At 72.9% G+C, this 18,141-nt stretch carries 18 protein-coding genes; 13 read left to right on the plus strand and 5 right to left on the minus strand.

What is annotated here, in order from left to right:
• The first annotated feature begins 65 nt into the window (after nt 1-65).
• Complete coding sequence (locus IEZ24_RS13980) at nt 66-1,391, plus strand: esterase-like activity of phytase family protein (protein ID WP_129454321.1); 1,326 nt, start codon at nt 66-68, stop codon at nt 1,389-1,391.
• Here the strand turns inward: IEZ24_RS13980 and IEZ24_RS13985 are convergent.
• Nucleotides 1,362-2,267, minus strand: a complete 906-nt coding sequence (locus IEZ24_RS13985; RefSeq protein WP_129454320.1) for an aldose 1-epimerase family protein — start codon at nt 2,265-2,267, stop codon at nt 1,362-1,364. The genes IEZ24_RS13980 and IEZ24_RS13985 overlap by 30 nt on opposite strands.
• A 33-nt stretch (nt 2,268-2,300) precedes the next feature.
• Here IEZ24_RS13985 and IEZ24_RS13990 point away from each other — a divergent pair, with 33 nt between their 5' ends.
• Entirely contained in the window at nt 2,301-3,251 is a 951-nt protein-coding gene (locus tag IEZ24_RS13990) for a GNAT family N-acetyltransferase (RefSeq protein ID WP_129454319.1), read from the plus strand.
• A 7-nt stretch (nt 3,252-3,258) separates the two neighbouring features.
• Here IEZ24_RS13990 and IEZ24_RS13995 read toward each other — a convergent pair whose 3' ends face one another.
• Genes IEZ24_RS13995 through IEZ24_RS14005 form a run of 3 tightly spaced genes read right to left on the minus strand, consistent with a single transcriptional unit; the run spans nt 3,259 to nt 5,497 of the window.
• The gene (locus tag IEZ24_RS13995; RefSeq protein WP_129454318.1) at nt 3,259-3,813 is read right to left on the minus strand and encodes a nucleoside/nucleotide kinase family protein; all 555 of its coding nucleotides are present in this window, start codon (nt 3,811-3,813) and stop codon (nt 3,259-3,261) included.
• Nucleotides 3,813-5,030 carry an amino acid deaminase/aldolase gene (locus IEZ24_RS14000; protein ID WP_191192865.1) on the minus strand — a complete coding sequence of 406 codons (1,218 nt, stop codon included), beginning with the start codon at nt 5,028-5,030 and terminating at the stop codon, nt 3,813-3,815. Before IEZ24_RS14000 ends, IEZ24_RS13995 begins: the two co-directional genes overlap by 1 nt.
• Entirely contained in the window at nt 5,027-5,497 is a 471-nt protein-coding gene (locus tag IEZ24_RS14005; RefSeq protein WP_191192866.1) for a cellulose synthase, read from the minus strand. Before IEZ24_RS14005 ends, IEZ24_RS14000 begins: the two co-directional genes overlap by 4 nt.
• 46 nt (nt 5,498-5,543) lie before the next feature.
• On the opposite strand from IEZ24_RS14005, the gene IEZ24_RS14010 reads away from it, so the two are divergent.
• The 11 genes from IEZ24_RS14010 (at nt 5,544) to pheT (ending at nt 17,236) form a co-directional block, all read left to right on the plus strand.
• On the plus strand, nt 5,544-6,086 hold the full coding sequence (locus IEZ24_RS14010) for an SseB family protein (protein WP_242498423.1): 543 nt from the start codon (nt 5,544-5,546) through the stop codon (nt 6,084-6,086).
• Nucleotides 6,087-6,389: 303 nt separating this feature from the next.
• Nucleotides 6,390-7,073, plus strand: a complete 684-nt coding sequence (infC, locus tag IEZ24_RS14015) for a translation initiation factor IF-3 (protein WP_242498429.1) — start codon at nt 6,390-6,392, stop codon at nt 7,071-7,073.
• 135 nt (nt 7,074-7,208) lie between these two features.
• Complete coding sequence (locus tag IEZ24_RS14020) at nt 7,209-7,421, plus strand: large ribosomal subunit protein bL35 (RefSeq protein WP_056606600.1); 213 nt, start codon at nt 7,209-7,211, stop codon at nt 7,419-7,421.
• A gap of 66 nt (nt 7,422-7,487) precedes the next feature.
• The gene (gene rplT / locus IEZ24_RS14025; RefSeq protein WP_129454314.1) at nt 7,488-7,874 is read left to right on the plus strand and encodes a 50S ribosomal protein L20; all 387 of its coding nucleotides are present in this window, start codon (nt 7,488-7,490) and stop codon (nt 7,872-7,874) included.
• A 35-nt stretch (nt 7,875-7,909) separates the two neighbouring features.
• A complete protein-coding gene (locus tag IEZ24_RS14030; protein ID WP_242498422.1) occupies nt 7,910-8,656 on the plus strand; it encodes a TrmH family RNA methyltransferase in 747 nt (248 codons plus the stop codon).
• Between the two features lie 33 nt (nt 8,657-8,689).
• Nucleotides 8,690-8,956 carry a DUF4031 domain-containing protein gene (locus IEZ24_RS14035; RefSeq protein ID WP_129454313.1) on the plus strand — a complete coding sequence of 89 codons (267 nt, stop codon included), beginning with the start codon at nt 8,690-8,692 and terminating at the stop codon, nt 8,954-8,956.
• 21 nt (nt 8,957-8,977) lie between these two features.
• The gene (locus tag IEZ24_RS14040; protein WP_242498421.1) at nt 8,978-10,063 is read left to right on the plus strand and encodes a sensor histidine kinase; all 1,086 of its coding nucleotides are present in this window, start codon (nt 8,978-8,980) and stop codon (nt 10,061-10,063) included.
• An 85-nt stretch (nt 10,064-10,148) separates the two neighbouring features.
• Entirely contained in the window at nt 10,149-10,859 is a 711-nt protein-coding gene (locus tag IEZ24_RS14045; RefSeq protein ID WP_129454312.1) for a response regulator transcription factor, read from the plus strand.
• On the plus strand, nt 10,856-13,468 hold the full coding sequence (locus IEZ24_RS14050) for a DUF4153 domain-containing protein (protein ID WP_129454311.1): 2,613 nt from the start codon (nt 10,856-10,858) through the stop codon (nt 13,466-13,468). Before IEZ24_RS14045 ends, IEZ24_RS14050 begins: the two co-directional genes overlap by 4 nt.
• Nucleotides 13,469-13,622: 154 nt before the next feature.
• A complete protein-coding gene (pheS, locus tag IEZ24_RS14055) occupies nt 13,623-14,723 on the plus strand; it encodes a phenylalanine--tRNA ligase subunit alpha (RefSeq protein WP_129454310.1) in 1,101 nt (366 codons plus the stop codon).
• A gap of 14 nt (nt 14,724-14,737) precedes the next feature.
• Nucleotides 14,738-17,236, plus strand: a complete 2,499-nt coding sequence (gene pheT / locus IEZ24_RS14060; RefSeq protein WP_129454309.1) for a phenylalanine--tRNA ligase subunit beta — start codon at nt 14,738-14,740, stop codon at nt 17,234-17,236.
• 80 nt (nt 17,237-17,316) lie between these two features.
• Here the strand turns inward: pheT and IEZ24_RS14065 are convergent, their stop codons facing one another.
• A complete protein-coding gene (locus IEZ24_RS14065; RefSeq protein ID WP_129454308.1) occupies nt 17,317-18,117 on the minus strand; it encodes a maleylpyruvate isomerase family mycothiol-dependent enzyme in 801 nt (266 codons plus the stop codon).
• Nucleotides 18,118-18,141 lie beyond the last annotated feature (24 nt).

The raw sequence follows: 18,141 nt of genomic DNA on the forward strand, positions 1-18,141 counted from the left end.
GAGGCGTCACCCTCCCGTCAGCCGCCCGTCGCCGCGCGGTCACCAGCAGGCGGTTGGCTCGGCGCATGACCCTCGGACATCGCACGGCAGCGCTCGCCGCGACCCTGCTCGCCACCGCCGCCCTCGTACCCGCAACCGCGACCGCCGCCCCCGACCGGGGCCGTCCCGGTGACGCCGGCGTGCCCACCCTGTCGGCCTGGTCGGTGCTGCCGGCGACGACCTTCGTCCCCGGCAGCGAGCCCAGCGGCCACTGGAGCTCGGGCAGCACCGCGGTCCCTGCCCCGTACCCCGGGCAGCCGGTCCAGGGCTTCTCCGGCACCCACGCGCTCGCCGACGGCTCCTTCCTGGTGCTCTCCGACAACGGTTTCGGCACCAAGGCCAACAGCGCCGACTTCCTGCTGTCCGTGCACCGGATCGTCCCGGAGACCGACGCCCCCGACGGGGACGGCACCACGACGTACGACCGCACCGTGGCAGTCCTCAGCGACCCCGACCGCCTGATCCCCTGGACCACCTGGCGCGACGGCGGGTGCGAGGCGGCGGCCTCGCTGCCGGCGGGATACACCTGCCCGGCGCCGGACCGCAGGCTCACCGGATGGGACTTCGACCCCGAGTCGTTCCAGGTGGCGCCCGACGGCTCGTTCTGGATCGGCGAGGAGCTCGGGCCCTACGTCCTCCACTTCGACAGCCGCGGGAGGCTGCTGGAGGCGCCCGTGCCGACGCCCGGGGTGAGGAGTCCCTCCAACCCGACCCTCGCCGGAGCCACCCCCAACCTGCCCAGCTCGAAGGGCTTCGAGGGGATGTCCATCAGCCCGGACGGCACGGTGCTCCGGCCGATGCTGGAGGGCGCCACCGACGAGGACAGGGCCGCCGGCATGGCCGACGCGCTGCGGATCTACACGGTCCGCGACGGCGCGTTCGACGACGGGTTCCTGCGCTACCGCATGGAGGACCCGGCGCACGCGCTCGGCGACTTCATCCAGGTCAACAGGCACGAGGCGCTCGTGATCGAGCGTGACAACGGTCAGGGCGCGACCGCCGTCTTCAAGCGGATCTACCTCGTCGACCTGCGTGACCGGGACCGCGACGGGTGGGTGGGCAAGCGGCTGCTCGTCGACCTGATGGACGTCGCCAACCCCGACGGCCTCTCGCCCCACGGCGACCCGTTCACCTTCCCGTTCTTCACCATCGAGGACGTGGAGGTCCTCGACGCCCGCACCATCGCGGTGATGAACGACAACAACTTCCCGGCCGCGGGCGGCCGATCGACCACCGAGCCCGACCAGAACGAGTACGTCGAGATCACCCTCCCCGACCGGTTGCGGGTGGACCGTCGGCTGCTGCCGGGCGGTGACCACCCCTCACAGCGCGTGGATGCCCCACGACGCTGAGAGCTCGTCGCCGGTCGTGCCGGCGGGGGCCAGGGAGACCAGGTCGGTGCCGGAGTTGAACGCGTCGGCCGGCGCCGTCATCGGCTCCACGGCGAGCGCCGGTCGCGGCCCGTCCGACGGAGCCGTGTAGACCTGCAGCCAGCGGTGCCGCTCGTCGACCCACAGCGCGACGCCGCGCCCGCTCGAGGGCTCGACCAGGGTCACGGTTGCCCGTCCGTCGACGCGGTCGAGCGAGCCGAAGCCGTCGTCGAGCACCAGGTCGCCGATCCGGCGAGGCGACCTGAAGTCGTACGCCCCCGCGACAGGCACCGTTCCGGTGGGGAGCTGCCGGTCGTCGGCCAGCATCCGCTCGTGGGCGGGCAGGGTGAGCTCGAGGTCCTCGACCGCGTCCCCGACGCAGAGATAGGGGTGCGCACCGCTGGCGTACGGCGCGGGCTCGGTCGAGAGGTTGGTGGCGGTCTGGGTGACGACGAGGCCGTCGGCCGAGAGGTCGTAGAGCACGTGCAGGTCGAGCACCCACGGGTAGCCGGTCTGCGCCATCAGGCGGTAGACCAGCGACACCGACGTGCCGGTGTGCTCCTCGAGCGTCCACGCAGCCCAGCGCGCCAACCCGTGGGAGGCGTTGCCACGACCCGGGTCGGTGAGGCCGAGCTGGAGGTCACGGCCGCCGAAGGTGTAGCGGCCGTCGCGGATCCGGTTCGGCCACGGCACCAGCAGCTGGCCGCGGCCACCGTGGGACATCTCGTCCTCTCCGAACCCGTGGACCAGGTCGCGTCCGTGGTGGCGCAGGCTGCGGAGGGCGGCCCCGCTCTCGGTGACCACCGCGACGTATCCCGCCGCCGAGATCTCGAACTGCTCGCCGCTGGGAGACACCATGACCACCACCCTAGGCATCACTAGCCTTCCGCCATGGGCATCACCCCGCGCGAGCTGACCGTGGACGACGCTCCTGCGCTGGCTGACCTGATGACCCGCATCGAGGCCGACCACCCCACCGGCTTCTGCCTGGGCCCGGTCGAGGTGCGCGAGCTGATGTCGGACAAGCCCGACGCCGTGTTCGAGGGCGCCTACGACGGGGACGACCTCGTCGCCTACACGACCGTCATGCCCGGGGTGCCGCGCGAGGCGGGCCAGCGCTTCGTCCTGTTCGGCGACGTCGACCCGAGCCGGCTCGGCGAGGGCATCGGCACGCTCATGCTGGCGCGCTCCCTCGACCGGTCCCGCGCGATCCACGCCCATGACGCACCGCACGTGCCCGCCAGGTTCTCCGCGACGGCCCTCGCCGGTCGCGACGACCAGGCCGACCTGATGGCCGCGGCCGGCATGCACCCCGGCCGGCACAGCTTCCTGATGGTCGCCGACCTCAGCGAACCGGTCTCCGGCCCGGACCTCCCGGCAGGGCTGCGCGTCTCCACGTTCGAGGCAGAGCAGGGCGAGGAGCTGCGGCTGGCCCACAACGAGGCATTCGCCGACCAGCCCGACGGCGTGCCGATCAGTGCGGGCTTCTGGGCGACGTTCATGGTCCGGGCCGCACACGACCGTCACCACCTCTCACTGGTGGCCCGCGACGAGGAAGGATCCGTGGCCGGCTACGTCTTCGCGCACGAGTACGCCGTGCCGCCCTCGGGCGGTGCGGGTCCCGAGCTGCACGTGCCCTACGTCGGGACGCTCCGCCGGCACCGGAGGCGGGGCATCGCCGGGTCGCTGCTGCGCCAGGTCCTCGCGCTCGGTCGCGACGCCGGCTACGTCACCGCCAGCCTCAACGTCGACACGGCCAACCCTACGGGCGCCCTCGGCCTCTACGAGCGGGCGGGCTTCCGGCAGTCCTACCGCCAGGACTCCTACCACCTCGACGAGTAGCCCCTCCTCAACCGGTGGTCACCACCAGGTCGGCGTGGTCACGGGTGCCGAGCCGCGCGAACAACGCGTCCTCGTCGTGCCGCCACTGCTCCCACTGGGGGCGCATGGCCTCCCCGTCGCGCGCGATGCCGCGCGCCAGCCGCAACCCGGAGTCCGCCTCGACCCAGACCAGGTGCCCGACCAGGCCGGCGATCGCGGGGGACCAGCAGCCGACCCCCTCCAGCACCAGCAGCCCGCCCGGACGTACGACGTGCGTCTCCGCCCAGCCGTCGGCCAGCCAGTCCCATCGCCGCCACTCGCCCGGCCGGTCGGCGGCGAGCGGGGTCAGCAGCGACTGCACGGTGGCAGCCAGCCCCGGCAGCCCGCCCCAGCCCTCCAGGAGCTCGTCGCAGTGCACGATGTCGGTGCCGGGGACGATGCGGGCGACGGCCTCGGCCAGCGTGGTCTTGCCCGACCCGGCGGGACCGTCGATGCAGACCAGCCGTCCGCGTCCCAGGGTGGGCGGAGCGGCGAGCACCTGCTCGGCCACCTCCCGGGCCACCCCGTCGGGGTCGGCGGCCATCAGAAGACGCGGTCGGACCCGCGGTAGGACGGCACCACCTCGACGACCGCGTCACCGCGGACCAGGTGCACCTCCCGGACGTGCTCGAACAGCTCGCCCGACTTCGCGTGGCGGAACCAGACGAGGTCGCCGATCCCGAGCAGCGTGGCGGGGTGGCCGGTCAGGGGCGTCTGGACCTCGCCGGCACCCTCCAGGCCGGTCAGGTGGAGACCGGGAGGCGCCCACGGCACGGGGGAGCGGTCCGCGCCGGTCGCGCCGCTGGCGATGAGGCCACCGCCGTGCACCGTCGCGATGGTCGGCTGGGGCTTGCGCGAGACCCGCAGCCCGAAGAACGCCGCCGGCCGCGGCTCGAACGACGCGTAGTGGTCGAAGATGCCCGGCACCAGCAGGCCCGAACCGGCTGCGATCTCGGTGACCGCGCCGTCCGCCGCTGTCGCCTCGACCGACCCGGAGCCGCCGCCGTTCCAGAACTCCAGCTCGACGATCGGGGCCAGGGCCCCGGAGATCTCGCGCCGGCGCACCTCGAGCTGCGCCATCGACGCCTGCTTGAGGCGGCGTACGAGCAGGGACTTCGTGCGCTGGTCGGGCACGTCGTCCTGGACGCCCGCGACCTGGCCCTCGTAGGTCATCATGCCGACGAGCCGGAAGCCCTGGCGTCCGACCACCCGCCGGGCGAGGGCGACGACGTCCGCGGTGTCGAAGAGGGGGGAGCGCTTCGGGCCGATGTGCTGGCCGCCGACCCGCAGCCCGGCGTCGACGTCGAGGGCGACCCGGATCGGCACGGCGAGCGAGGCGCGGGTGGCGTCGACCGCGTCGAGGTGGGCGGGATCGTCCACCATGAGCGTGATGGCGGCGGCCGCGGACGGCGACGACGTCAGCCGCCGCAGCGCGGCCGCGTCGACCGTCGGGTACGCCACCACGATGTCGTCGCTGACCCCGGTCTCGTGCAGCCACAGCGCCTCGGCGAGGGTGTAAGCCAGCACGCCGGCGAACCCGTCGTGGGCCAGCGCCCGCCGGATCAGCGCCGGCACCCGCAAGGACTTCGAGGCGACCCGGATCGGCTTGCCGCCGGCGCGACGGACCAGGTCGTCGGCGTTGGCGTCGAAGACGTCGAGGTCGACCACGGCGATCGGTGTCGACGGAGGCTCGGGGAGCGCCTCGAGGGCAGTGTTGAGCCTCGACCACAGGCGGTTGCGGTCGACGAAGTGATCGCTCACTCGATGCCCCGCTTCCTGAGCAGCGCCTCGATGTCGGCCAGGTCGTCGTCGATGGGCGACCCGCCGCTCGCCTTCGAGCGCGTCGACGACGCCTCGGGCAGCCCCTGCGACTGGGCGCCCGGCGTCCTGCCCGTCCGGCCCGCCCTGCCCGCCGCCTGGCCGCGCGCGAGCTGGCGGTCGCGGATGAACCCGCTCACCACGAAGAGGACGACCGCCAGACCGGCGAGACCCACGCCCGTCCACGTGAGCACGTTGAAGACCAGGCTCGTGGCCCAGTCGGTCACCGAGCCGGCGATCTCGACGACCATCTCCAGCGTGCCCGTCAGCCACGCGGCTGCAGGGAGCAGGGTGAACCCCATCGCGCGCAGGCCGTTGGCCGCCCCGCGTCGGCGGAACGCGATCCACGTCCAGATGGCGCCGGCCACCGTCAGCGCTGCGGTCAGTGCGGCCCAGGTAGTCCCTTCCACGGCCCCAGACTCCCACAGCGCACCATGCCCGCGAGAGGATGGCGCAGTGGCTCCCGACGACACCTCCCATCCGGACGACCTCGTGCGCACCATCCCGGACCCCGGGTTCGCCGACGACGACGGCGCGGCCGACGTACGCGTGGTGCAGGCGCTGGCCGGGCATGCGGCCGGCACCGTCACCTCCGGTGCCGTCCTGTCGGCGCTCCAGGACGCCCGGCTGCTCGTGCCGGTCGTCGCCGTCCTCGGTGAGGTCGAGATCGACGAGCACGGGCTGGCGCACGACAAGTCCTCCGACATGGCCGCCGTGCTCGTCCAGGCCGCGGACGGGAGCAAGGGCCTGCTGGCCTTCACCTCCACCGAGACGATGACCCGCTGGGACCCGGACGCGCGTCCGGTGCCGGTCACGACCGCCACCGCGGCCACGGCGGCGGTCCAGGACGGGGCCGAGGCACTGCTCGTCGACCTCGCCGGCCCCACGCCCTACGTCGTCGACGGCGAGGACCTCGGCAGGCTGGCCGCGGGGTGGCGGCTCGTCGAGCTCACCGGGACGAGTGGCGGGCACGGCTGGATTGGGCCCCCGGCGGAATGATCCGCTAGTCTTCCGTGTTGACCGATCAGTGCCACCATGCTCCACGGTGGCGCCGATCCCGCCAAGCGGAGGCAGCACCACCGTCTCCCACCCGCACCGATCGCCCTGCACCACAGATCGTCGGGTCCCGGTCCCAGTGAACACAGGCGTCGAAAGGCTCCTGTGGCCACGAGTTCCCCCGAGAGGGGGGGACGTGTCGTGACTGGCTCCCGCTTGGCACCAGCGGGAGCCGTTGTGCATTTCCGGGCGAAGTGATTCGACAGGGCACAGGGGGCTCCCACCCACCGAACCACTGGAGGACCCATCAGCACCGAGCTGCGCATCAACGAGCGGATCCGCGTACCCGAGGTCCGTCTCGTCGGACCCAACGGCGAGACCGTTGGCATCGTGCCGACCGACCAGGCACTCAAGCTTGCCATGGAGGCCGACCTCGACCTCGTCGAGATCGCTCCCCAGGGACGCCCCCCGGTCTGCAAGCTCATGGACTACGGCAAGTTCAAGTACGAGAACGCCCAGAAGGCCCGCGAGTCGCGCCGCAACCAGACGAACGTGATCATCAAGGAGATGAAGCTTCGTCCCAAGATCGACAAGCACGACTACGAGACCAAGAAGGGTCACGTCGTGCGGTTCCTGGGTGCCGGCGACAAGGTCAAGATCACGATCATGTTCCGCGGTCGCGAGCAGCACCGCCCCGAGCTGGGCTTCCGCCTGCTGCAGAAGCTGGCCGAGGACGTGCAGGAGCTCGGCTTCGTGGAGTCCTCGCCCAAGCAGGACGGCCGCAACATGACCATGGTCATCGGCCCGCACAAGAAGAAGGCCGACGCCAAGATCGACGCCGACGCCGCTCGCGCCAGCAAGGCGCAGGAGCGCGCCGAGCGCAAGGCCGAGGAGGACGCCGAGCGCGAGGCGGCCCACGCCGCCGGTCCGGTGGCCCAGAAGAAGGAGCGTCGCCGCTCCGAGAACCTCGATCCTGAGATCGAGGCCTGAGAGCGAGTCCTGAGCGAAGCGAAGGCCTCGCTCGAGCAGGCGGCGACGAAGTCGTCGCAACCAACCTCAGCGGGCCCGCCCAGCTCCACCCCACTGACACACCCGATCCACACGCACAAGGAAGTTGAGGCAGACATGCCGAAGAACAAGACCCACTCGGGCGCCAAGAAGCGCTTCAAGGTGACCGGCTCGGGCAAGATCATGCGCCTGCAGGCCGGCCGCAAGTCCGGCGCTGCCTTCGCGTCCGCGCCGACCACGGGCAGCCGCAAGAAGCACCGCCGCAACGCCGGCATGGTCGAGCTCGAGAAGGGCGACGTCTCGCGCGCCAAGAAGATGCTCGGCATCTGAGCCTCATCCCCCTGGTGGCTCGGCCGCCGTCCCGTCTTCATCCCCATTGCATCAAGGAGTAACCCCATGGCACGCGTCAAGCGCGCAGTGAACGCCCAGAAGAAGCGTCGTACCACCCTCGAGCGCGCCAGCGGCTACCGCGGCCAGCGCTCGCGGCTCTACCGCAAGGCCAAGGAGCAGGTCACCCACTCCCTGGTCTACAGCTACAACGACCGCCGCAAGAACAAGGGCAACTTCCGCAAGCTGTGGATCCAGCGCATCAACGCCGCTGCCCGCGCCAACGGCATGACCTACAACCGCTTCATCCAGGGCCTCGGCCTGGCCGGCATCGAGGTCGACCGCAAGATCCTCGCCGAGCTCGCCGTCAACGACGCCCCGGCCTTCGCCGCGCTCGTCGAGGCCGCCAGGGCCGCGCTGCCCGAGGACGTCAACGCGCCCAAGGTCTCCGCCTGAGCCACGTGCAGCCCCTCGCCGCGAGCAACCCTCGGGTGAAGGAGGCTCGCAAGCTGAGCCGCCGTTCGGTACGCACCGAGCGGCGGCTCTTCCTTGCCGACGGCCCGAAGGCGGTCGAGGGCGCCCTCGCCGTCGAGGCGTGCGTCGTGGAGGTGTTCGCGACCCCCGTCGCCCTCGAGCAGTACGCCGGGCTGCTCGCCGACGCGCCCGTGACGCTGGTCGACGAGCGCGCGCTCGCGTCCCTGTCGGACTCGGTCTCGCCGGCCGGCGTGGTCGCGATGTGCCGGCACCTCGACGCACCGCTCGAGCACGTGGTCGCCGTGTCCGCGCGGCTGCTCGCCATCTGCGCGGACGTCCGCGACCCCGGCAACGCCGGCACCGTGATCCGTACGGCCGACGCCGCGGGCGCCGACGCCGTGGTGCTGGCCGGCCGGTCCGTCGACGCCTACAACCCCAAGACCGTGCGCAGCACCGTCGGCAGCCTGTTCCACCTGCCGTTCGCCATCGAGCCCGACCCGGCCGTCGCGGTGCGGGCGGCGCAGGCGCGGGGCCTCACCGTCCTCGCCGCCGACGGAGCGGGCGAGGTCGACCTGTTCGAGGCCGACCTGTCCGGCCCGACCGCGTGGCTCTTCGGCAACGAGGCCTGGGGCCTGCCCGACGAGCTCGCGGCGCTCGCCGACCACCGCGTCGCGATCCCGATCCACGGCCGCGCCGAGAGCCTCAACCTGTCGACCGCCGCGGCCGTCTGCCTGTACGCCAGCGCCCGCGCGCAGCGCGCCTGACCACAGCCCCGGCCGCGATAGCCTCGCTCGACAATGATCCTCATCGATCCACCTGCCGTGAGCAGGTGGGACCGGCTCTGGTCCCACCTGGCCAGCGACACGTCGTACGCCGAGGTGCACGAGTTCGCCGCGACCCACGGGATCCCCGCGCGTGGCTGGGACCGCGACCACTACGACGTGCCGGCCGACCACTACGACGCGATGGTGACGGCCGGCGCCGTCCCCGTCTCCTCGCGCGAGCTGGTCCTCGCCCTCCGCGCCGCGGGGCTGCGGCGGCCCAAAGCACTGTTCGGCTCGTAGGTCTGGCCTAGGGTGGCGGTCGTGTCCGACGACAGCGCACCACGCCACCGGGTGGACGGCGCCCGCCCGACCCGGCTGCGGACGCTCGCAGACTTCTACCCCGACGGCATCCTCGGCGCGAGCCGGTCCGGCGTCGTGACGATCCTCAACGCCCAGGGCGCCGCCCTGCTCGGGGTGGACTCCGAGGAGGCGCTGGGGCTCCCGCTCACCGACGTCCTCCGGCTGCTCGACCAGGACGGCCGGACCTGGCTCGACGTCAACCGGCCCTTCGACTCCGTCTCGATCGTGCGCGGCGTGCCGGAGCAGTCCTGGCTCAACGCCTCGGGCGACGAGGTGCTCACCACCGCACGACTCGTGCGCGAGGAGCCGCTGGGGCCCGTGTCCGGCATCGCGGTCGGCCTGCGCAGCGGGCGTGGGCGGGCCCGCCTGGACCGTGAGCGCTCCGACCTCGTCGCCACGGTCGCGCACGAGCTGCGCTCGCCGCTCACCGGCGTCAAGGGCTTCGTGCAGGCCCTGCTCAACCGCTGGGACAAGCTCACCGACGACCAGCGCAAGCTGATGCTGACCACCGTCAACGCCGACGCCGACCGGCTCGCGCGGCTCATCGCCGAGCTGCTCGACGTGGCGCGGATCGACACCGGCCGCCTCCAGCTCTACCCGCGTGAGTCGTCCGCCGAGGTGCTGGTCCGCCGCGTGGTGGACTCCATCGAGGCCGGCACTGCCCGCGAGATCACCCTCGAGGTCGAGCCCGACCTGCCGGAGGTGTTCGCCGACCCCGACAAGTTCACCCAGGTCGTCACCAACCTCGTCGAGAACGCGGTCCGTCACGGCCAGGGCGAGGTGAGCGTCGGTCTCGCCTCGTCCGACAGCCTCGACGGCGTGCGCATCACCGTCGACGACCAGGGCGACGGCATCCCGGTCGAGCTCCGTCGGCGGGTCTTCACCAAGTTCTGGACCACCGGCGACTCCGGGGGCAGCGGTCTCGGGATGTACATCGTCGGCGGTCTCGCCCGCGCCCACGGCGGCTGGGTCACCATCGACGACGCTCCCGGCGGCGGCGCGCGGGTGATGGTCGACTGGCCGCGTGAGGACCTGCGGCTGGACTGAGCGCACGCTCGCTCGACCCGCACCTCCACACAACCTTCACGAGTCGCCCCCGCCTCCTGCCCGTCCGGGCTCCTAGGGTCGGGGCATGACATCCGGACCGGCTCCGCGCACCGCCCTGGTGGTCGAGGACGAGCCCGCCATCAACGAGGCGCTCGCCCAGCGGCTGCGCGCCGAGGGGTACGCCGTCGAGCAGGCCTTCGACGGGCCGTCCGCGGTCGACCTCGCGGCCGCCGTGCATCCCGACGTCGTGCTGCTCGACGTCATGCTGCCCGGCTTCGACGGCCTCGAGGTCTGCCGGCGCATCCAGGCCGCGCGGCCGGTGCCCGTGCTGATGCTCACCGCGCGCGACGACGAGGCCGACGTGCTCGTCGGTCTCGGGGTGGGTGCCGACGACTACCTGACCAAGCCGTTCTCCATGCGCGAGGTCGTGGCCCGGGTCGCCGCGCTGCTCCGCCGGGTCGAGCGGGCAGCCGCGCTGGCCGACGAGCGGCCCGCGGCCATCGAGGTGGGTGGTCTGCGCATCGACCCCGGCGCCCGGCGTACGAGCGTGGCAGGGGAGGCCGTGCACCTCACCCCGACCGAGTTCGACCTGCTGCTCTGCCTGGCCCGGACGCCGGGACAGGTGCTGGGCCGCGAGCGGCTGCTGCGCGAGGTCTGGGACTGGGGCGACGCCTGGGGCAGCGCCGGCGCCACCCGTACGGTCGACAGCCACGTCAAGGCGTTGCGCAGCAAGGTCGGCGCCGCACGGATCCGCACCGTCCACGGCGTCGGGTACGCGCTCGAGGACCTCCCGTGAGCGCGTGGTTCGACACCGTCTCCAGCCTCAAGGCCAAGCTCGGGATCCTCGTCGCCGCCTCGGTCGTGACCGCCGTCCTGCTGACCCTGCTCGGCTCGGCGGCACGGGTCCCGGCCCTGCTGGTGCTGCCGGTCAGCGTCGCGCTCGCCCTCGGCGTCACCCAGCTCCTCGCCGCCGGGATGGTGGCTCCGCTGCGACGCATGACGGAGGTCTCCCGGGCGATGGCGCGCGGCGACTACTCCGGACGGGTGCGCACGAGCGCCACCGACGAGGTCGGTCAGCTCGCCGCCGCCTTCAACCGCATGGCCGAGGACCTCGCCACGGTCGACCGGGAGCGTCGCGACCTGATCGCCACGGTCTCCCACGAGCTGCGCACACCCCTCACTGCGATGACCGCGCTGCTGGAGAACCTCGCCGACGGTGTGGTCCCGGCCGACCCCGAGCACCTCGACGCCGCGCTCGAGGAGGCGCAGCGGCTCGGCCGGCTGGTCGAGGACCTGCTCCAGCTCTCCCGGCTCGAGGCCGGGGTGGTCGACCTCGACGACCAGGACGTCGCGGTGCGCGCGCTCGTCGAGGAGTCCGTCGCCCAGGTCCGGTCGACCGGCCGTCCCGGCGACTTCACCGTCGACGTGGCCGACGACCTCGTCGTCACCGCCGACCCGTCCCGGCTGCGCCAGCTCGTCGTCAACGTCCTCGACAACGCCGCCCGGCACTCACCGCCAGGCACCTCCGTCCGGATCAGCGGCGCCACGGCCCCCGACGGCTGGTGGCTCGAGGTCTCCGACGAGGGCGGGGGAGTGGCCCCCGAGGATCGCGAGCGCGTCTTCGAGCGCTTCGGGACCGACGGCGCCGGCGGCACCGGGCTCGGCCTCGCGGTCGCGCGCTGGGTGGCCGAGCTCCACGGCGGCACCCTGCGCTTCGTCGACCCCGACGGCAGCCGAGGTGCGCGGCTCCGGCTCGAGGTCCCCACCGCGGCACCTCGACCCGCGTCCACACCGTCCCCGGCCGACGAGCGGGAGCCCGTCGTGCCGCCGACCACGGCCCCCACCGGGACGAGCCGACCCTCCGCCGTCGCGGCCGGCGAGCGTCCACAGCAGGGCATGGACGGTCTCTTCGGCCGCTTCTGGCCCGAGGACGGCATCGGCTCGGGATGGCGCACGGTCGTGGCCGCGGCGGTGGCCGGGCTCGTGGCCGGGGTCGCCCTCTCGTTCACCGCCGTCGGGGTCACCTGGACCCTCGTCGCGGTCGTGTGCGGGGCAGCGGCCCTCCTCACCGCCCGCCGCCGACGCGAGCCGTGGACCCTCGCCTGCGCGGGCCTGGCGCTGCTGCTGGTCCTCCCGATGACCCTGCTGGACGCATGGTGGATCCAGATGCTGGGGCTCGTGTCGGCGACGGCCGTGTTCCTCTGCGGGGTGACCGGGGCCCGCACGATGCCCGGCATCGTCCTCACCGGCCTCGCCTGGCCGCTGGCGTCCCTGCGCGGGCTGCCGTGGTTCGGCCGATCGCTGCGCCTGGCCGGCACGGCGTCGCGAGCGCCCGCCGTGGTGCGCACGACCGCCTGGTCGCTGCTGGGCCTCGCCGTCTTCGGCACGATCTTCGCCACCGCGAACCCCGTCTTCGGCTCGTGGGTCGACCAGCTCGTCCCCAACCTGACCTTCAACGACCTCGTCGGACGCGCCTTCGTCGCCTGCTTCGTCTTCGCCGCCACGCTCGGTGCGTCCTACCTCGCCCTCAACCCCGCCGACGTCGAGGTGCTGGGCGGTCGCCGGCCGGCGGCGCTGGCCAACCGGTTCGAGTGGCTGGTGCCGGTGCTCGTGGTCGACGCCGTCTTCGTCGCGTTCATCGCCGCCGAGGCACGCGCACTCATCGGCGGCCGCGACTACATCGAGGCCACGACCGGGTTGACGTACGCCGACTTCGTCCACCAGGGCTTCGGCCAGCTCACCCTCGCCACCGCGCTGACCGTGCTCGTCGTCTGGGTCGCCGCCCGCCGTGCCGGGAGCACCCCGGAGGACCGCCGCTGGCTGTTCGCCTCCCTCGGCCTGCTGTGCGTCCTCACGCTGCTGGTCGTCGCATCGGCCCTGCGCGGGATGGCCGTGTACCAGGACGCGTACGGCTTCACGACCCTGCGACTCTTCGTCGACGTGTTCGAGGGCTGGCTCGGGTTCGTCGTGCTCGCGATCATGGTCGCCGGCGTCGCGGGGTGGGCGCGCTGGCTGCCGCGGATCGCGCTGGTGTCGGGTGCGCTCGCCCTGGTCGGGCTCGCCGCGATCAACCCCGACGCCTGGGTGGCCGGACGCAACCTCGACCGCTACGACGCGACCGGCAAGCTCGACCTGTACTACCTGCAGACCCTGTCGGCCGACGCGGCTCCGGTGGTCGCAGACCGCCTGCCGCAGGAGGTCTCGGCCTGCGTGCTGGCAGGCATGGCCCAGACCTCGATGCGACCCGAGACGCTCGACGACCCCCGGGCGTGGAACCTGGGTCGCGCGCGCGCCGAGGAGGCGATCGACGGGCTCGGACGAACGGCGATGCAGAACGCAGTGCTGGGAGGCGAGCTGGTGGCGGACGACGAATGCGCTGGCGTGTGGGCGGCCTTCGCCGAGTAGCATGTGGTCCGTGGACACGAGCCTGCGATTTCTCCGCCCCGGACCTGGTCCGTCGGGCAGCTGACGTCACCGGGTCCGGGGAGTCCCCGTCCGACCCGACGCTCATCCACTTCTAGAATCGCCGCGACCTCCTGTCGCCGCTGGAAAGGGAGCCATGTCCGGCCCCAACACCGACTACGACCCTGTCGAAGTGACCCCGCTCAAGGCCGACCAGGTCGAGGCGATGCGCGAGGCGGCCCTGACCGCGATCGCCGACGCCGCCGACCTCGAGGCCCTCAAGCAGGTCCGTCTCGACCACGCCGGGGACCGTTCCCCCATCGCCCTCGCCAACCGCGAGATCGGGGCGCTGCCTCCGCAGGCTCGCAAGGAGGCCGGCCAGCGCGTCGGCCAGGCCCGTGGCGCGATCAACCAGGCCATCGCGGCCCGGCAGGCCGTGCTCGAGGCCGAGCACGAGGAGCGGATGCTCGTCGAGGAGACGGTCGACGTCTCCCTGCCCACGACGCGACGCCGCCGCGGCGGGCGCCACCCGCTGACCCTGCAGTCCGAGCTGATCGCCGACCTGTTCGTCGCGATGGGCTACGAGGTCGCGGAGGGCCCGGTCGTGGAGGCGGAGTGGCTCAACTTCGACGCCCTCAACCTCGGTCCCGACCACCCGGCGCGGACCATGCAGGACACGTTCTGGACCGAGCCGGCAGACGACCACGTCGTGCTGCGCACCCAGACCTCGCCCGTGCAGGCCCGGACGATGCTGACCCGCACGCCCCCGATCTACGTCGTGTGCCCGGGGCGGGTGTTCCGCACCGACGAGTACGACGCCACGCACTCGCCGATGTTCCACCAGGTCGAGGGCCTCGTGGTCGACGAGGGCATCACGATGGCGCACCTCAAGGGCACGCTCGACCACTTCGCCTCCCAGCTGTTCGGCGACGGCATCACCACGCGCTTCCGTCCGTCCTACTTCCCCTTCACCGAGCCGTCGGCCGAGGTGGACGTCAAGTGCTTCGTGTGCCGGGGCGGCGAGGGCGTGGCCGAGTGCCGCACCTGTCGCGGCGAGGGCTGGATCGAGTGGGGCGGCTGCGGCGTGGTCAACCCGCGCGTGCTCGTCGCGTGCGGAGTGGACCCTGAGGTCTACAGCGGCTTCGCGTTCGGCATGGGCATCGACCGCTCGTTCATGTTCCGCCACGACCTCGAGGACCTGCGTCCGCTCTTCGAGGGCGACGTCCGGTTCAGCAGCGCATTCGGCACCGAGATCTGAGAGGGGAGACTGAGATGAAGGCACCCCTGTCCTGGGTCCTGGACCACGTCGACGTGCCCGAGGGCACCACCACCGAGGAGATCACCGACCGGCTGACCCTCACCGGCCTCAAGCTCGAGGCGGTGGAGAGCCCCGGCCGGGAGATCACCGGGCCGCTGGTCATCGGACGCGTGCTCACCAAGGAGCCCGAGCCGCAGAAGAACGGCAAGACCATCAACTGGTGCACCGTGGACGTCGGTGACGCCAATGGCACGGGGGAGCCGCAGGGCATCGTCTGCGGCGCCCACAACTTCGAGCCCGGCGACCTCGTCGTCACCGTCCTGCCCGGCGGCGTGCTCCCCGGTGGGTTCGAGATCGGCGCCCGCAAGACCTACGGGCACCTGTCCGCCGGCATGATCTGCTCGGCCCGCGAGCTCGGCCTCGGGGATGACCACGACGGCATCATCGTGCTGCCCGCCGACGCCGGCGAGCCCGGCCAGGACGTACGCCCGGTGCTGGGGCTCGACGAGGAGACCATCGAGCTCGAGGTCAACCCCGACCGCGCGTACGCACTCTCGATCCGCGGCATCGCCCGCGAGGTGCTGGTGTCCGTCGAGGGCGCGACCGGCTTCCGCGACCCGGCGCTGCGTGACACCCCTCCGGCCAACGACGACGGCCACCCCGTCGTGGTCGAGGACGCCGAGGGCTGCCCGGTCTTCGTCGCCCGCAAGGTCACCGGTTTCGACCCGACGGCGCCCACCCCGGACTTCATGGTCCGCCGCATCACGGCAGCGGGCATGCGCCCGATCTCGCTGGCGGTCGACGTCACCAACTACGTGATGCTCGAGACCGGCCGCCCGATCCACGGCTACGACGCCGACAAGGTGCAGGGCGCCCTCGTGGTGCGCCGCGCCCGGGAGGGCGAGACCCTCACCACCCTCGACGGGACGAAGCGCACGCTCGACCCCGCCGACCTCGTGGTCACCGACGACTCCGGGATCATCGGTCTCGGCGGAGTGATGGGCGGCGAGACGACCGAGATCTCGGACACCACGACGACGGTCCTGGTCGAGGCGGCGCACTGGGACGCCGTGTCGATGTTCCGCACGGGCCGCCGGCACAAGATCACCTCCGAGGCGGGCAAGCGCAACGAGCGCGGCGTCGACCCGACGATCTGCGAGGCTGCGGCCGACCGCGTGGTCGAGCTCCTCGTCGAGCACGGCGGCGGCCAGGCCGACCCGGGCGTCACCGTGGTCGGCACGCCCCCCGCGATGCCCGTCGTCGAGGTGCCGGGCGACCTCGCCGCCCGGGTGTCCGGCATGCCGATCACCGAGGAGCGCAGCGTCGAGTGCCTGCGCGCCGTCGGCTGCGAGGTGTCCGTCGACGGGGGAGGCGCCGGCACGCTCTCCGTCACCCCGCCGCCGTGGCGCCCCGACCTCACCGACGCGCAGGACTTCTCCGAGGAGGTCATCCGTCTCGTCGGCTACGACAAGGTGCCGTCGGTCCTGCCGACCCCGCCGTCGGGCAGGGGGCTCACCCGGCCGCAGCAGCTGCGCCGCCGGATCGGTCGCACGCTGGCCGGTGAGGGCTTCGTCGAGGTCGTGAGCTTCCCGTTCGTCGGTGCGGCCGACCTCGACGCGCTCGGCCTCACCGCCGAGGACCCGCGCCGCGACCTGCTGCAGCTGTCGAACCCGCTCAGCGCCGAGGCCGGGTTCATGACCACCACGCTGCTGCCGGGCGTGCTGCGCGCGGCCGGCAAGAACGTCGGGCACGGCAACACCGACGTGGCCATCTTCGAGACCGGGACCGTCACGCTGCCCCGGCACTCCGGACCCGCTGCGATCCTGCCGGTGGACCGCCGTCCGACCGACGACGAGTTCGCGGCCCTCGACGCCGCGCTCCCGGCCCAGCCCCTTCACCTGGCACTGGTCGCCGCGGGTGACGCGGTCGCCGGCGGCTGGTGGGGCGAGGCGCGTCCCGTCTCCTGGGCCGACGCCGTCGACGCCGTCCGCGCGGTGGCCGAGGCGCTCGGCCTCGAGGTGACCGCATCGTCGGTCGAGCTCGCGCCGTGGCACCCCGGGCGCTGCGCCGAGCTCTCGGTCGACGGAGTGGTCGTCGGTCACGCAGGCGAGGTGCACCCCACCGTCTGCGAGGCCTTCGGGCTGCCGAAGCGCACGGTCGCGGCCGAGGTCGACCTCGACCTGCTCATCGAGCGGGCGGTCCACCTGAGGAAGGCGCCGACCTTCTCGTCCTACCCCGTCGCCAAGGAGGACGTCGCGCTCGTCGTCGACGCCTCCGTACCGGCCGCCGCGGTCGAGGCGGCGCTGCGCGAGGGCGCGGGCGAGCTGCTCGAGTCGATCCGGCTGTTCGACGTCTACACCGGCGACCAGGTCGGCGAGGGCAAGAAGTCGCTGGCCTACGCGCTGCGCTTCCGCGCGCCCGACCGGACCCTCAAGGAGGGTGAGGCGGCAGCCGCGCGCGACGCCGCCGTGGCTCTCGCCGCCGAGCGGACCGGCGCCGTCCAGCGCGCCTGACCACCAGCACCACCCGACACTGGCCCGTGAGTCTGCCAGGGACTCACGGGCCAGAGTCGTTCCCGCGGGGACTGTCGTCCTCAGTCGATCGGGGTCCCGGCGATGGCGCGGAACCGGGCCAGCGTCGCCTCGTCGCCGACCATGGCGACCTCCGCATCGTCACCCCGGCTCCACAGCCACAGGTCGAGCGCCACCGCGGGCCCGTCGACGACGGCGTCCGGCTCGACGTCGTCCCCCGGCGCCGGCACGACGTGGAAGTCCTCCTCGTCCGTGTAGGTCGTCCCGCTGTCGGGCGAGGTTCCGGAGAAGCTTCCGAACCTGAGCCAGAACTGCTCACCCGTGTCGGTGGTGTCGACCCTCATCAGGGCCTCGCCCGGCTTCCAGACGCCCCACGGTGGGCAGGCGCCGTACATCACGCCGAGCACCTCGTCGACGCCGTCCGTGGCGAGCACCGGGTCGAGCTCGCTGGGCAGCCCGGCGGCGAGCTCGGCGTCGACGCGGTGGATGAGCGCCTCGTGCGCCTGACGGCGGAGGATGAAGCCGACGGTGTGGTCGTCGGACCAGGTGTAGGCCGCCTCGGCGGGGTCGGCGGCCGCCAAGGCCTCCATGAGGCTTGCGGACCAGGCGTCGTAGGCCCCCAGCAGCTCGTCGTACGTCTCCGGGCGAGGCGGCTCGACCTCCTCGGGACGTGACGGACGCGCGGTGAGCACCTCGGCCCACCAGCGCTGGACCACGGCGAGGTGCCACAGCAGGTCTGCCGCCGTCCAGTCGGGGCACGACGGCACCCGTGCCGCGGGGTCGCAGCGGGCGAGGACGTCGCGGAAGCGCAGGGACTCGGAGCTGAGGTGGGACAGGTAGGCGTCCGGGGAGAGTCGGGTCACCCGTGCACCGTAGGCGAGGACGTG

This window comes from Nocardioides ganghwensis, from assembly GCF_014779655.1.
Taxonomy (GTDB): Bacteria; Actinomycetota; Actinomycetes; order Propionibacteriales; family Nocardioidaceae; genus Nocardioides; species Nocardioides ganghwensis.

Excerpts from the sequence above, each read along its gene's own strand:
- IEZ24_RS13980 (WP_129454321.1), top strand. The coding sequence starts at position 66 with ATGACCCTCGGACATCGCACGGCAGCGCTCGCCGCGACCCTGCTCGCC.
- IEZ24_RS13985 (WP_129454320.1), bottom strand. The coding sequence starts at position 2,267 with ATGGTGTCTCCCAGCGGCGAGCAGTTCGAGATCTCGGCGGCGGGATAC.
- IEZ24_RS13990 (WP_129454319.1), top strand. The coding sequence starts at position 2,301 with ATGGGCATCACCCCGCGCGAGCTGACCGTGGACGACGCTCCTGCGCTG.
- IEZ24_RS13995 (WP_129454318.1), bottom strand. The coding sequence starts at position 3,813 with ATGGCCGCCGACCCCGACGGGGTGGCCCGGGAGGTGGCCGAGCAGGTG.
- IEZ24_RS14020 (WP_056606600.1), top strand. The coding sequence starts at position 7,209 with ATGCCGAAGAACAAGACCCACTCGGGCGCCAAGAAGCGCTTCAAGGTG.
- rplT (WP_129454314.1), top strand. The coding sequence starts at position 7,488 with ATGGCACGCGTCAAGCGCGCAGTGAACGCCCAGAAGAAGCGTCGTACC.
- IEZ24_RS14035 (WP_129454313.1), top strand. The coding sequence starts at position 8,690 with ATGATCCTCATCGATCCACCTGCCGTGAGCAGGTGGGACCGGCTCTGG.
- IEZ24_RS14045 (WP_129454312.1), top strand. The coding sequence starts at position 10,149 with ATGACATCCGGACCGGCTCCGCGCACCGCCCTGGTGGTCGAGGACGAG.
- pheS (WP_129454310.1), top strand. The coding sequence starts at position 13,623 with ATGTCCGGCCCCAACACCGACTACGACCCTGTCGAAGTGACCCCGCTC.
- pheT (WP_129454309.1), top strand. The coding sequence starts at position 14,738 with ATGAAGGCACCCCTGTCCTGGGTCCTGGACCACGTCGACGTGCCCGAG.